The sequence below is a fragment of the Mechercharimyces mesophilus genome, from assembly GCF_059818345.1.
This window is the reverse complement of record NZ_JCBAPH010000001.1, coordinates 1,304,503-1,317,896: the sequence shown is the minus strand read 5'-3', so window position 1 is coordinate 1,317,896 and position 13,394 is coordinate 1,304,503. Positions and strand designations below refer to the sequence as shown.

Sequence of the window (13,394 nt, the reverse complement as noted above, 5' to 3'; positions counted from 1 at the left end):
TTTCAGCAAAAACCTGCGTTTGAAAATAGGAAGCATCAAGATTTCTTTTCTCTACACTTTTCTAATTGCAAATGGAGAGGAGCAGATTCTTTATGGAATCCATCTACTTACAGACATGCATAGCGGAATCGAGAAGATTGAAGGAGTTGGGAGAAAGAACGATTCAACAGTTAAGCGAACAAGAACTTCATTGGCGTCCTCATGAGGATTGTAGTAGCGTGGCGATTAATATACAACACTTGGCAGGGAATATGCGTTCTCGTTGGACGGACTTTCTGATTACGGATGGCGAGAAGGAAGGTCGACAGCGAGAGCTAGAGTTTGAGGAACAATCTCTAACACGGGAGCAGTTGCTGCATGAGTGGGAACAAGGATGGTCGATTTACCTTAACACGCTGGAAAAGCTTCAGCCAGAAGATATTCTTAAGAGTGTGACGATCCGCGGTGAATCGCATGTGGTCGTGCAAGCCATTCAGCGTCAGCTGACCCACTATGGCTATCACATTGGGCAGATGGTTATAATGGCGAAGCAATTGAAAGGAGAAGAATGGCAGACACTTAGTATTCCGAAGGGGAAGTCAGCGGAATTTACTCGTGAAATGCGGGAGCGTTATCTTGGCAACCAAGAAGTGTGAAAAGAGTAAAAGGACAAGGAATCGAACGTACAATCTCTCTTGAAACCTGTCACATTCGTTAGATATATTAAGATGTGAATAGAGAATCCTCTGGATCAGTGCGCAAAGAAAAGGAAGATCTCAAGAGACAGCCGATTGCGAACAAAGGATCGTATTGACATCTTTTAGACATGTTTTTATTGTATTCTCATGCTAGAGGGATAGAGAGGAGTTGGGGGCTTCATGATCAAGCAACTAATTAAAAAGAAATTGAAACAAGAATTGAAGAAGAACGGGATGAAGTATGGCAAGAAATATGGTGGGAAATTGGCCAAGAGCATGATGAATCAAGTGACGAAAAGAATGGGTAGATAGAAGTGTGCGGACAGTGCTAGGGAGATACAATTTTGAAAATAGCTCACACTTTCATTGCTGAAATGAGGGCGTGAGCTGTTCTGAAACAAGATGAGCCTAGGGAAGTTCAATTCTTCACCGAAGTTCGTTGGCATAAACGGATCAACAAAAGTCTCATTACATAATATATTCACAAAAATAAGAATGACATCCCACTCACCCGCTGAAGTGGCTTTGGTCTGAGGAGTCTACGGCTTAGTCGTGTTGAAAAAGTCATGGTAAAGTGAAGAAGAAGTTATGGACGTTTTGCAGAAATAATTTTTTCTTGCGCCCAAACCTTCCCGGTCGTTGTTACATACATCTATGTTGAAGAGTACGACAGGGAGGAATAGCGGATGCAAAATACGAAAGGACCATTAATGTTTGTTCCGAATGTAAGTGGAGAGGAAAGTGAAGGTTTCTGCTGGGCAGTAGGAGAGGGATTTCAATTAACTTTTTTTCGCGACCACATTGACTTTTGCTTTTATTCCAATTTGGAAGAGGTGAAGTTATCCTTTTGTTTTCTAAAATCCAATCCGCAAGCGGAGGTTACTCTCCTGCAAGAGGGAGAAAAGGTTTGTTATAAAGAAGTGTGGCCAAAGATTGATCTGATGTTCTCGGGGACAGAGGAAAAGTTTAAGTACGATGTTATTGTGTGGCCGGGAGCATCACTTGACGATATTCAGCTTACCTATGAGGGCGGTGGAGGTATCACCCTTGATGCAGGGGGGGATTTACTTGTTCATACACCCTCTGGTCTCCTTCGTGAAGAAAGACCTGTAAGTTTTCAGTGGGTCAAAGGTGAGAGACGCTCTATCCCCACTCAGTTCTGTTTGGGCGCTAGCGGTAACTTATTCTTTGAAGTAGGAAAGGAATATGATCCATCGCGTGCTTTGCTCATTGATCCGGTTGTCTTTTATTCCACCTATCTCGGTGGGAGCAACATAGACCGAGGGAACAGCATCGCAGTGGATAGCACTAGAAATGCGTATGTGACAGGATCCACTTCTTCTAGTGACTTTCCAATTGTTACGGGAGCTTTTCAAGCCACCATAGCGGGACTATTCGATGTATTTGTTTCTAAGTTTAACCCTGCAGGATCTTCTCTTCTATACTCCACCTTTATTGGTGGTAGCAATTTTGAAGGTGGAAATGGAATCAGCTTGGACGACAGCAATAATGCGTATGTGACGGGCTTTACTCGTTCTACCAACTACCCTGTAACCTCTGGGGCATTTCAGTCCATCTTAGTAGGGGGAACAGATGCATTTGTCTCTAAGCTAAATGCAGCGGGCTCTTCTCTTCTGTACTCCACTTACTTAGGTGGAAGCGGAGGGGGGACAGGGACGGTAGGAAACGATATCGCTCTAGACACCACTACGAACGCCTATGTGGTAGGATCAACGGATGCGACGAATTTCCCTACCACTAGTGGAGCATTTCAACAAATGATTGCTGGTGGTGAAGATGCCTTTGTGACGAAGCTGAATGCGACCGGAAGTTCGCTAGTGTATTCCACGTTCTTGGGAGGGACTTTACAAGACCAAGGAAGGAGCATTGTTCTCAATACGAGCAATCAGGCATATGTAACGGGAAATACGAATTCGACAGACTTTCCGACGACGGCAGGTGCTTTCCAAGTGACGTTAGCGGGAGAGCAGGACGCGTTTGTGACACGTTTGAGTGCTACGGGCTCGTCACTTCTGTATTCCACCTACTTAGGGGGAGATGGAGACGACTTTGGTTTTGGAATCGATCTGGATGGAGCGAACAATGCTTACCTGACGGGATTGACCAGTTCAACCGATCTTCCCGTAACCAACAATGCTTTTCAAACTTTGTTTGGAGGAGCGAGTGATGCTTTTGTTGGAAAGCTGAATGCGACGGGAAGCGCTCTTACCTATTTGACGTACTTGGGAGGTACAACTCGTGACGCAGGTTTTGGCATTGCAGTTGACTCTTTTGGTATGGCATGGGTTACAGGGTCCACCTTTTCTGTGGATTTTCCCGTGACGTCCGATGCATTTCAAGACAGTATTGCTTCGGGAGGGGGAGATACCCCAGATGCATTTGTCACACAGGTAAGCTTTTCCGGTCAAGGACTCTCGTTTTCTTCCTATCTTGGCGGAGAAGACGTGGATGTTGGCAATGATGTTGCGGTGGATAACCAAGAGAACGCTTACCTCACAGGCTATACTGCGTCAAGTGATTTTCCGGTTTCCTTTGCAGCCTTTCAATCAATCTATGGTGGAGAGGCAGAGTCAAATAACGCGTTCGTCTTTAAACTAGGCAATCTGTCCTCAGTAGGAGCGACGGGACCTACTGGACCAACGGGAGCGAGTGGTGCACCAGGGGCGACGGGTCCACGTGGCCCAAGAGGGCGTCGCGGACCGCGCGGTCCACGTGGTCCGCGCGGAAGTGGAGGAGGAGAATTTTCTGCTTAGAAGGGCTTTTTCTCGATATGCGTGTGAAACCAATCTTCCCAGCTCTCCAAGTTATCGGGCAGGAGGAAATGGGGTTTTAGCTCTCCGGCAGATTGAAATCCCTTTCCTCCTAGAACGAATTGGAGAGTAGGGTGTTCTTTCTTAAAAGACGTAATCGTGTCGATTGTTTGTGGAAGCCGTTCTGGCATGGAGATGGAAAGGCACAGATAAGCGATTTGTTGCTCCGTAATAAGTGTCGACAACCCAGCCACAGGGGTATTGGGTCCAAGATAGAGGACCGGGACCCCTTTTCGTCGCAAAAACAAGGTAAAAAACAACAGCCCCAATTGATGATGCTCTCCTTCTGGACAGAGGGCGAGCATAGGAGGGAAATGAGGATGAGTAGGGAAGAGATCCAGTAGTCGGTAACAACGTTGCAGTAAAAACTGTGTAGCAAAATGTTCCTGAGCCACACTAATTCTTCCTTGTTCCCACTCATCCCCTACTTTGGTGGCGAGGGGCAAGAAAAGTTGATGAAAAACCTGCTCATATTGGTGAAGAGAGAAGCTGAGTTCCACCAAGGAATGAGCACGCTCACTTTGAAACGAGATCAAAGCTTGATATAGAGCGTTCAACAGATCGTGTTGCTGCTGAGAGGGTGGAAGAGTTGCAAGCGAAGTGGTTTCTAAGGGTTGCTCTTCCTGTAGTCGCTCTACGGCATGTGAGATCGTGATCCCTTTCTTATCCACTTGTTCTCTTAGCCAAGTAAGGGTGGCAATATCTTTATCGGAGTACAAGCGGTGCCCGCCGGAAGTACGTGTGGAGGGAGAGAGACCATAGCGTCTCTCCCAAGCACGGAGTGTTCCAGCTGGTACTCCTGATTTTTTGGCGGCGATACGGATGTTGTACATAATGGATTCACTCTTTCACTCATCAAAATGAAACGAACTTGATACAGATACTATACAGGAAGTGTACAAAAAAACAAAAGGAGAGAGGGATAGGGTTGAAATTTATTCAAGTACTCAGTATGTTGCTGTTTCTCCTGATGTCAGGAGCCATCGTCTATGGATTGGTGGCAGGAGATTTTTGGGGCGAAGGGAGCGACATCGTAGCTATATTGTGGGGAAAAATTACGTTGATTGATTTTTACGTTGGGATTACGCTGTTTTCTGTATGGGTGATTTTCCGCGAATCCTCATGGGTCATTTCTCTCCTCTGGATTGTGTTGCTCATTGGGCTGGGCAACTGGACGGCCTCACTCTATATTTTTATAGCGGCCTGTCGCAGTCAGGGAAATTGGGATCGTTTCTGGTACGGATACCGTGCCACCAACCAAAAAAAGTAGAGTACCGATGGTCAACTTGAAAACGAGAAGGTCGCGATGTGGTTTGTAAAACGGCATCAACAAAAATGATTTGCACTAAGTTTAAAGAAAATGGGAGGAAGAACCTCCCCCTCTTATGAGCGTAAGAGGGGGAGATTCAACCTACAGAGTGTTGCTGTCCATTCTCTTTTTTCGCTTCTTTTTTGGGAAACCAGGGGATAAATTTATTGGTGCGGCGAGCATAGACACGAAATTCCGGCTTTTGCATGGCTTTCTTCTCGAGGGGTGGGATTCCCGATACCTTTAGAAGAGAAAAGGTGAGTAAGGCAGGGGCGAAGAACGTGGTCCACCCGAAGGGGACGGAACAGACGATAAGATAGACTCCCCACCACAGACAGGCTTCGCCAAAGTAATTGGGATGACGGGTGTATTTCCATAACCCAGTCGTTAGTATTTTCCCTTTATTGCGGGGGTTTTTCTTAAATTGAGCAAGCTGATGATCCCCGATAACCTCGAATAAGAAGCCGGTCATCCATAAGAGGAGGCCCACTCCATCGAGCACACCCAAGGAAGAGCCTGTGTCCCACGCATGAACAGCAAGCAGAGGGAAAGAGATCAAGAGCATGACGATACCTTGCAGAAGATAGACACGAACAAAGCTGGTGAGTGCGACGTTTTTTCCGTTGGCAATCCAACGTTGTTTCATGGCTGTGTAGCGAGCATCTTCTCCGCTTCCTTTATTACGTCGGTACAAATAAAAGATAAGACGAAGGCCCCAGAGAGCGACCAAGATGGTAACCAGAAGTTGACGCGGATGGTACTCACCAACAAAGAAGAGAAGGGTCCCAGTAAGGATGACAAATCCCCCACCCCAAGCGATGTCAATGATGGAGAGGTCTTTCTTCCACTGGGCTGCCACCCAGAACAAGGTGATATAGATGAGAACGGTGATCGTTGCGAACAACAGTATAACTGGCATCGAAAATATCACTCCTTTATGTATAGTAGGTTTCTGGTCTTGTGCTAGCGATAGATTCAACCGTGCGGTAACGACTTTCATCTAGAGACAAGTGGCATCAACCTAAGGAAGCTTCTTCTTCATCATAACCGATGTGTACAACTTTTGTATATGTTTATCGGGATATTGTACAACTAAATTCTTCGTGGTAAAGTGTGAAGAAGAGAATAGGCAAGTTAGAGCCAGATAGAGTGATTCAACGGGAGAGGACGATGACTGTGAGTAAAAAGATTGCTTGGGTAACGGACAGTTCAGCCTATATTCCGGATGAGCTAATGAAGCATCCGGATCTCTATATGGTGCCGCTATCGATTATATTTGAACAAAATGTTTATAAAGATGGCATTGATTTAACATCGACTGAACTATATGATAAAATCGAAAAATCAAAACAAGCACCAACCACTTCACAACCTCCATTAGCGCAGTTTCTTACCTTATATAAGGACTTGAAAGAGAAGTATGATGGGGCGGTTGCTGTCCATCTATCCAGTAATTTAAGTGGAACTTGTCAATCGAGTCAGATTGCAGCTGAGATGGTCGACTTTCCTGTTGAAGTGGTTGACTCCCGCATTTTATCGTATCCCATGACGCAGATGATTGTGAAAGGAATGGAGCTCGCCTCTTCTGGGAGCGAGATGACAGAGATTGCGGATCGGCTGCGCGACGAGCATAAGAAGATGAGCAACTATATTTTGGTAGGAAACCTTGAACAATTGTACAAAGGTGGTAGAATCAACGGAATTCAGCGCGTGATCGGGAGCCTGTTGAAAATCCACCCTATCTTGCAGATTAAAGACGGAGCAGTTCATCTGTTTGGCAAATTTCGTACGAAAAAACGAGCAACCAACGCCATTCTTAAGCAGCTGGAACGGGCGAAGGAAAGTGATGTCATCAAAGGAGTCCAAATCTTACACGCTGATGTGTTGGAAGATGCACAGGTACTCAAAGAAATGTTGCGGAAGCAGTATCAAGACCTTGAAGTCATTATCGGCCCACTTAGTGCGACCATTGGGGTTCATGGTGGGAAAGGCAGCCTGGTGCTTGCCTGGAAAACAGAATGATCCTTTGTTACAAATTTAAGGATAATGTATGAAATTTTCATATAAAAAGTCTCTGAATTTGATAAGAAAGTGGACACTCGTGGTATGATAAGGATGAGAATGAAGAAGAGCGGGTGAGTGTACATGAAATTTCTAAAAATGAAAGAGCCAGTTAACACGTGGACACACTTTATTACCTTTCTCGCTGGAATTGTCGGGTTGGTGTTTTTGATCTTGCTCAGTCGAGAAAGTGTATCTACCTTGATCACGATGACGATCTTTGGTGTAAGTGTGATTTTGTTATACGGTGCCAGTTCGCTTTACCACTGGGTGCGAACAACACCGGAGAAAGAGCGGATTTTGCGTAAGATGGACCATATTGCGATCTATCTCTTGATTGCCGGTTCCTACACTCCGGTCTTTTATCACGGACTAGCTGGCGGTTGGAAATGGACGATGCTGATTGCTGTGTGGATGCTAGCGATTACCGGAATGACCCTAAAGATTTGGTTTGTGCATGCTCCTCGTTACATTACCACTTCCTTCTACCTCACACTGGGCTGGATTGCCCTTGTTCCATTTGTTCAGTTGATCCAGACCCTACCAGTGGGAGCGATCGTGTTGATGGTTGCAGGTGGTGTGGCATACACGATTGGAGCCGTTATTTATGCCACCAAGTGGATGGATTTCTTTCCAAATCGCTTTGGTTTTCACGAGGTTTTTCACCTCTTCATTATGGCGGGTACGGGCTTTCACTTTGCGATGATGGTGGCTTATATTCTGCCTTTGGGACTATAGATGAGTAAGATGAAAGAAGAGACCAGCTACTGGTCTCTTTTTGGTTTCGTTGCCAATTCGCTGGGGAGTAGGATATGATCGTGAGTAAGAAGAGGTAAATGTGAGGCAGGATGGAGGAGGGATCAGCATGTTGCTTAAAGATGAAATGAATCCATTTTATTTGGAGGAAGATCGTACGCGTCGATATGAAGAAGCAAGTCGCTCTGTTTTAGAAGTGCGAGATCCCTTTGAACGGGATTATGGACGCATTATTCATAGCTTTGCCTTTCGCCGACTGCAAGCAAAAAGGCAAGTGATAGGAACGGATGCGGGTGATTTGCATCGCACACGTCTGACACACTCAATGGAAGTAGCGCAGATCGCAAGAGGAATAGCGCTCTTCTTAAATCGGACATCCGATGTGTTGCCACCTGAAGAGAAAGTAGACATTTCATTGGTAGAAGCGGCAGGATTAGCCCATGACCTGGGACACCCTCCCTTTGGCCATGAGGGGGAGCAGACGCTCAATCGAGCAATGGCTCACTATGGCGGTTTTGAAGGGAATGCACAAACCTTTCGTATTTTGACTCGTTTGGAAGGTAAAAAAGGGGAGGGGTTAAATCTGACACGGGGACTCCTACTCGCTGTTATGAAATACCCCATTCTTTATAGCGATGCGAGTGGAGGGGGAACGCATGGCCAACCAGTGGATTATCCACCCAAAACCAGTGCCTATAACGATGATGAGGCCGCTTTTCATTGGGCACTTGAGCCTTTTTCCGATGACGAGGTTACTTTCTTGAAACAGAAGAAAAGGTTGGATAACGGATACCAGAAGACGATGCGTAAGCCGTTCGAGTGCTCCATTATCGAACTAGCTGATGATATTGCTTACTCGACGCATGATCTAGAAGATGCAGTTAATCTAAAGCTGGTGAGCTTAGATGAACTTCGAGAGATTTTAGCGATGTCACCGTGGGCGGGGCAATTTAAGGAGCTAGAGCAAGCACTTGAGCGAGCACGCCAACTTGAGCATGGGCAGGAGTCCTTTCTTCATCAGATCAAACAGGTATTTGCTTTATTAATTTCAGTGTTTGTGAATCACATCAAGGTAGAGCGTATGGGAGAGGCTTCCTTTTCCAAACGTTTGCGTTATCAGGCGGTTCTTCCTCCTGAGCTGGATGAGCTGAACCAACGGTTGAAGCAAGTGGTGCATGATCGTGTGATTCAATCCCAACCGGTCCGCGTCTTGGCATGGAAAGCAGATCGCGTCATACGGCTTATTTTTGAAGCGATGTTGAGTGAGGTGCGACTCTTATCTGCACACGATCAGCGAAGGATACAAGAACATGCGGGTGATAAAGCGTATCATGCTCGAGTGGTCTGCGATTATATCGCAGGCATGACGGATCCTTATGCTCTAAAGGTATATGATAGCCTCTATGGGACGGGGAAAGTGACATATTGATTGTCCGTTAGAAAAGTCAGATAGGGAAACTCTATTTAAGAGGAATCTTGAGTAGTATGACGGCAGTCATCATTTTAGGTAATGAGAGCGATGCTTAATAAGAGAAGGGAATCTTAAAGATGATAGAGACACAGCAGGAGAGGTTATTGGAGCGGATGACCGCTTTTTATCAGGAATGGGAGCAACGAGGAGAAGAAGAGTACGCACAGAAAATGCTGGATCTCTTACGAAAATGTGATCGTGAGGAGTTTATTTTCGGGTTTTGTGGGCATTTTTCTGCGGGGAAATCAAGCTTGTTAAATCGCTTGCTCGGAGCGTCGATTCTTCCCACCAGCCCCATCCCGACCAGTGCCAATGTCGTGAAGGTACAAAAGGGAGAGGAACGGGTGATCCTCCATACGCGATGGGGTGAACGGAAGGTTTATCATGGAACCTATACCGATGAGGAACTGAAGCAACTGTGTAAGAATGGCGACGAAGTGATTCAGATAGATGTTTATCAAGAGCAGAATCACTTACCACCAGGGGTTGTCCTTTTGGATACCCCTGGCATTGATTCAACGGATGAGAGGCACCTAGCTGCGACGGAGGCAGCACTTCATTTGGCTGATGTGGTCTTCTATGTGGTGGATTATAACCATGTGCAATCGGAAACCAATCTTCATTTTTTAAAGCAGTTGTCTACGCGGGGGAAACGGCTCTTTCTTGTGGTTAATCAGGTTGATAAGCATCGGGAGGGAGAACTTTCCTTTGAGCAGTATCAAGAGAGCGTGACGCGTACCTTTGCACAATGGGAGCTTTCTGTGGAACAAACTTTCTACACGTCGTTACGGGATCTTGAGCATCCTTATAATGAATGGCAGGCGTTATCTGAATGTATGGAGCAATTCACCAAGAATCGATCTGCGATTCTCCTAGAGCAAGCAGAAAAAGAGATGAACTACTTGCTCGATCAGTATCGCTTGCATCGAAAAAGGTACTTGTCAGAAGAGAGAAAAGAGCAGCTTCAGCAAGCAGGACAGCAGGAACCTCCTTCCCTTCCTGAGCTGGAAAAGAGAATCTCCTCTTTGGAGACCGAGCAAGCGGAATTAGAGAGAGAGAAAGAATCGCTGTACGCTGAATATTTAAAGGGAATGGATGAGATCATCCAACGCACCTATCTTATGCCGTATGAGGTGCGTGAAAGTGCTCATCTATTTTTGGAGACCATGTTGACCGATTTTAAAGTGGGTCTGCTGTTTCGTCGTGCCAAGACGGAACAAGAGCGGGAGCGCCGATTGCATGCTTTTTACGAGCAGTGGATGAAAGTGGTGGAGACGCAGTTGGATGCTCACGTGAAGCGCTATGTTCTTCACTTTATGAACGAGCAGGATGTCATTAAGCAAGATTGGGAAAAAGAAATCCGACAATGGAAGCATGCCATCCATGCGGATGATGTTCGTGAGCAAGTAAAGGCTGGAGCGGGCTTTTCCGGTCAGTATTTGCTCAAGTACACGGAAGATTTATCTGCGTTAGCAAAGCGTCAATACCGTACACAAGCAGAGAAGTGGTATTCTCTTTTTGCTGGAGAAATTGAGCAACGCAGGGAGCGGCGTTTAGAGGAACTGTCGACGGAGTGGATGCGCTTAGAGCGAATGCTATGTACGGAGCAGGAATGGCAACAGCAGAAAGAAGAGGAAGAGCAGTATCTAAAACGGTTGGCTCATCTCGCTACGGGAACGGAAGTTAGCCAACAGCCATTGGATCGGAAAAAGTTGTTGGAGGAATCGATCGAAGAGACCTCGATCCTATTGCAACAAGCAACCGATTCTGCCCCAGTGTACGAAAGGAAAGAAGGAAAAAAGAAAGGGATGACGGAAACAGCTCCTTCTACTGGAGCGGTACAGTTAGAAGAGGGATTGGATGCGATTAGCCAGATTGAAAAGCTCACAGCAGATATCAAGAGTGTGCGTTCCATTGGTGAAGGCTTACAAAGCATGCGTGTGCGGGCGCAAAATCAACAATGGACTGTGGCGCTATTCGGCGCTTTTAGTGCGGGAAAATCCTCGTTTGCCAATGCCTTGATTGGTGAGCAAGTGTTACCTGTCTCTCCTCACCCCACTACTGCTACGATTAACCGCATAGCACCACCTACGGAAGAGTGTTCTCATAAAGACGTGCGCATACACTTTAAAACGGAAGAGCAGTTGAATCAGGAAATCCGGCAGATGTGGAAGTCGTTTTACCCGGGACAAGAAGCCCCTTCGGGTATAGAAGAAATGTTATCCGTATTGACCAAACCAGAGGATAGAGCCATGAGTACGAATGAGAAGATGCTCCTTCCTTTCTTAATGGCCGTAAAAAGTGGATTATCGGAGATGCGCAGTCGATTAGGGGAGACCGAGGAGGCGACGATCCATACGTTTGCGCCGTATGTGTCGGAAGAGGCGCGTGCCTGTTTCGTGCAAGAGGTAGAAATCTTTTATGATTGTGCTTTGACACGACAAGGAATTACTTTGGTGGATACCCCAGGGGCAGACTCTGTTCATGCTCGTCATACAGATGTTGCTTTTCGCTATATCAAACACGCAGATGCACTCCTTTATGTTATGTACTATAATCATGCCTTCTCTCGTGCAGACCGAGAGTTCTTATTGCAACTGGGTCGTGTAAAAGATACTTTCGCTATGGATAAAATGTTCTTCTTAATGAATGCTGCTGATCTCGCTTCCTCCGCAGAAGAACGTGATGCCGTCCTTCAATATTTACGGGATCAACTACAAGAATATGGAATTCGTTTCCCCCGTCTATTCCCGATCTCTAGTTTATTAGCGTTGCAGCCTGCAGAGGAACTCAAAATGGCTACGGGTATGGAGGACTTCCAGCGAGTGTTCCACTCTTTCTTTACGAACGACTTAATGCAAGTCTCATTAAACAATATGAGGGAAGAAGCGAAGCGCGCGGAGCGTATTTTACGGCAACAAGAGGAAGCGGCGCGTTATCAGCAGAGTGATAAAGAAGCCAAGAAGAAGTTGTTGGTGAATGAACAAGCCAAAGTGAATCACTTTCTCGTTCATTACCAAGCTGTAGCGGAGGAAGATGCACTACGTCAAGAAGTGGAAGAGCTCATGTATTACCTGCAACAAAGGGTGTTGTTACGCTATCGTGACGCTTTTACGGAAATATTTCACCCTTCTGTTTTGCGGAAAGGGGAAGCGAGCACGAAACAGGTGCTGACGCGTTGTATGATGGATCTGCTCCAATTTATTCGTCATGATCTTGAGCAAGAATTACAGGCAACCTCTCTACGCATTGAGAAATGGTTACGCCAAAAGTGTGTGGCGCATGGAGAGCGTATGGTGGCAGAGGTGGAAGCAATGGTTCAAGAATGGGCACCTCCTCTTCATGTGCCAAGTGAATGGACCTATGCAGAGTGGGTATTTTCTACCCCGCTCGCCGATTTGACTCCTGAGCCCTTCAAGAAAGCACTCGCTACGTTTAAAAATACCAAGCACTTCTTTGAAGGAAAAGGGAAGGCGATCATGATGGAAGAAGTGAAGCAAGAGTTACAAGGGCACATTGCTGCGCAGCTAGAAGAGGTTGAGAAAGCTTGTGTTGAACATTACCAGCAGGTGTGGAACACCTCTCTGGAACAGTTGAAGGAAAAGGAAAGGGAGCACACTCTTCATTTCTATCAGAGTGTGGAAGAAAGCTTATCGGATGATAGGGATCCCGGTTACTTTACGCAACGCGCGGAAGCCATCCAGCGCGAACTGAAGCGCATGGATTAGAGGGAATTGGGATAGAAGAGGGTGTAGGAATCGACTCTAAAGGAAAGAGATTCCTACACCCTCCCATGTTGCGAGTGAATCTGTTGCTCCCATACACTTTGTTATTATCCGAGGTGAGTAGAGTTCCATGAAGTTCTCTATAAAAAGTCCACCTAGTGAAATTGATTTTCACTAGGTGGAAAATAAGGGTGAAAACTCCCTCTACAGATGATGGGGAGATGCCACCCGCCCATCAACCACGCTATGTGAGAACCAGATGTTCCTATGTTGATTGCTGTCATCTGGGGCGTGTGGCACAGACCATGCGAGCTTTCTAGCAAAATCGTATTCACTAAATATTTATAACTTATAATTCAGAATAAGAAGTTATTGCATATTTTAATACCAAATAAATAATCGTTAGCCAAGCACAGGAAAAAAGAATAGGGAGTAGAAGCTGATTCACCGATTTCTACCAACGAATATTTATAAAAAAAATCTAGTAATCTTGAATTTTTTATTGACAGAGATTTAATGTTATATTAATATAGTGATTATAGTTCGAAAGATTGAAATGAAGGC

The 13,394-nt window shown here is 45.8% G+C and carries 10 protein-coding genes; 8 read left to right on the top strand and 2 right to left on the bottom strand.

Features of this window, described 5'->3' with window-relative positions; translation table 11 throughout:
* Positions 1 to 92 precede the first annotated feature (92 nt).
* The 3 genes from AC6RGY_RS06495 (at position 93) to AC6RGY_RS06485 (ending at position 3,451) form a co-directional block, all read left to right on the top strand.
* A complete protein-coding gene (locus tag AC6RGY_RS06495) occupies positions 93 to 635 on the top strand; it encodes a DUF1572 family protein (protein ID WP_499860816.1) in 543 nt (180 codons plus the stop codon).
* 222 nt (positions 636 to 857) lie between these two features.
* Positions 858 to 989 (top strand): hypothetical protein, encoded by a 132-nt coding sequence (locus tag AC6RGY_RS06490; RefSeq protein ID WP_499860813.1) that lies wholly within the window; start codon positions 858 to 860, stop codon positions 987 to 989.
* Between the two features lie 374 nt (positions 990 to 1,363).
* The gene (locus AC6RGY_RS06485) at positions 1,364 to 3,451 is read left to right on the top strand and encodes an SBBP repeat-containing protein (RefSeq protein ID WP_499860810.1); all 2,088 of its coding nucleotides are present in this window, start codon (positions 1,364 to 1,366) and stop codon (positions 3,449 to 3,451) included.
* Here the strand turns inward: AC6RGY_RS06485 and AC6RGY_RS06480 are convergent.
* The gene (locus AC6RGY_RS06480; protein WP_499860806.1) at positions 3,448 to 4,341 is read right to left on the bottom strand and encodes a MerR family transcriptional regulator; all 894 of its coding nucleotides are present in this window, start codon (positions 4,339 to 4,341) and stop codon (positions 3,448 to 3,450) included. The genes AC6RGY_RS06485 and AC6RGY_RS06480 overlap by 4 nt on opposite strands.
* 95 nt (positions 4,342 to 4,436) lie before the next feature.
* Here AC6RGY_RS06480 and AC6RGY_RS06475 point away from each other — a divergent pair, with 95 nt between their 5' ends.
* Positions 4,437 to 4,778, top strand: coding sequence for a DUF1475 family protein (locus AC6RGY_RS06475; RefSeq protein ID WP_499860802.1), 342 nt, complete (start codon positions 4,437 to 4,439; stop codon positions 4,776 to 4,778).
* 136 nt (positions 4,779 to 4,914) lie between these two features.
* On the opposite strand, the gene AC6RGY_RS06470 is transcribed toward AC6RGY_RS06475, so the two are convergent.
* On the bottom strand, positions 4,915 to 5,736 hold the full coding sequence (locus tag AC6RGY_RS06470) for a DUF1295 domain-containing protein (protein ID WP_499860797.1): 822 nt from the start codon (positions 5,734 to 5,736) through the stop codon (positions 4,915 to 4,917).
* A gap of 257 nt (positions 5,737 to 5,993) precedes the next feature.
* Here AC6RGY_RS06470 and AC6RGY_RS06465 point away from each other — a divergent pair, with 257 nt between their 5' ends.
* The 4 genes from AC6RGY_RS06465 to AC6RGY_RS06450 all read left to right on the top strand — a co-directional run bounded on the left by AC6RGY_RS06465 (position 5,994) and on the right by AC6RGY_RS06450 (position 12,833).
* The gene (locus AC6RGY_RS06465) at positions 5,994 to 6,839 is read left to right on the top strand and encodes a DegV family protein (RefSeq protein WP_499860793.1); all 846 of its coding nucleotides are present in this window, start codon (positions 5,994 to 5,996) and stop codon (positions 6,837 to 6,839) included.
* Between the two features lie 123 nt (positions 6,840 to 6,962).
* Positions 6,963 to 7,616 (top strand): PAQR family membrane homeostasis protein TrhA, encoded by a 654-nt coding sequence (gene trhA / locus AC6RGY_RS06460; RefSeq protein ID WP_499860789.1) that lies wholly within the window; start codon positions 6,963 to 6,965, stop codon positions 7,614 to 7,616.
* A 127-nt stretch (positions 7,617 to 7,743) separates the two neighbouring features.
* The gene (locus AC6RGY_RS06455) at positions 7,744 to 9,063 is read left to right on the top strand and encodes an anti-phage deoxyguanosine triphosphatase (protein WP_499860784.1); all 1,320 of its coding nucleotides are present in this window, start codon (positions 7,744 to 7,746) and stop codon (positions 9,061 to 9,063) included.
* A 119-nt stretch (positions 9,064 to 9,182) separates the two neighbouring features.
* Positions 9,183 to 12,833, top strand: coding sequence for a dynamin family protein (locus AC6RGY_RS06450; protein WP_499860780.1), 3,651 nt, complete (start codon positions 9,183 to 9,185; stop codon positions 12,831 to 12,833).
* Positions 12,834 to 13,394: the final 561 nt, after the last annotated feature.

Excerpts from the sequence above, each read along its gene's own strand:
- AC6RGY_RS06495 (WP_499860816.1), top strand. The coding sequence starts at position 93 with ATGGAATCCATCTACTTACAGACATGCATAGCGGAATCGAGAAGATTG.
- AC6RGY_RS06490 (WP_499860813.1), top strand. The coding sequence starts at position 858 with ATGATCAAGCAACTAATTAAAAAGAAATTGAAACAAGAATTGAAGAAG.
- AC6RGY_RS06485 (WP_499860810.1), top strand. The coding sequence starts at position 1,364 with ATGCAAAATACGAAAGGACCATTAATGTTTGTTCCGAATGTAAGTGGA.
- AC6RGY_RS06480 (WP_499860806.1), bottom strand. The coding sequence starts at position 4,341 with ATGTACAACATCCGTATCGCCGCCAAAAAATCAGGAGTACCAGCTGGA.
- AC6RGY_RS06470 (WP_499860797.1), bottom strand. The coding sequence starts at position 5,736 with ATGCCAGTTATACTGTTGTTCGCAACGATCACCGTTCTCATCTATATC.
- trhA (WP_499860789.1), top strand. The coding sequence starts at position 6,963 with ATGAAATTTCTAAAAATGAAAGAGCCAGTTAACACGTGGACACACTTT.
- AC6RGY_RS06455 (WP_499860784.1), top strand. The coding sequence starts at position 7,744 with ATGTTGCTTAAAGATGAAATGAATCCATTTTATTTGGAGGAAGATCGT.
- AC6RGY_RS06450 (WP_499860780.1), top strand. The coding sequence starts at position 9,183 with ATGATAGAGACACAGCAGGAGAGGTTATTGGAGCGGATGACCGCTTTT.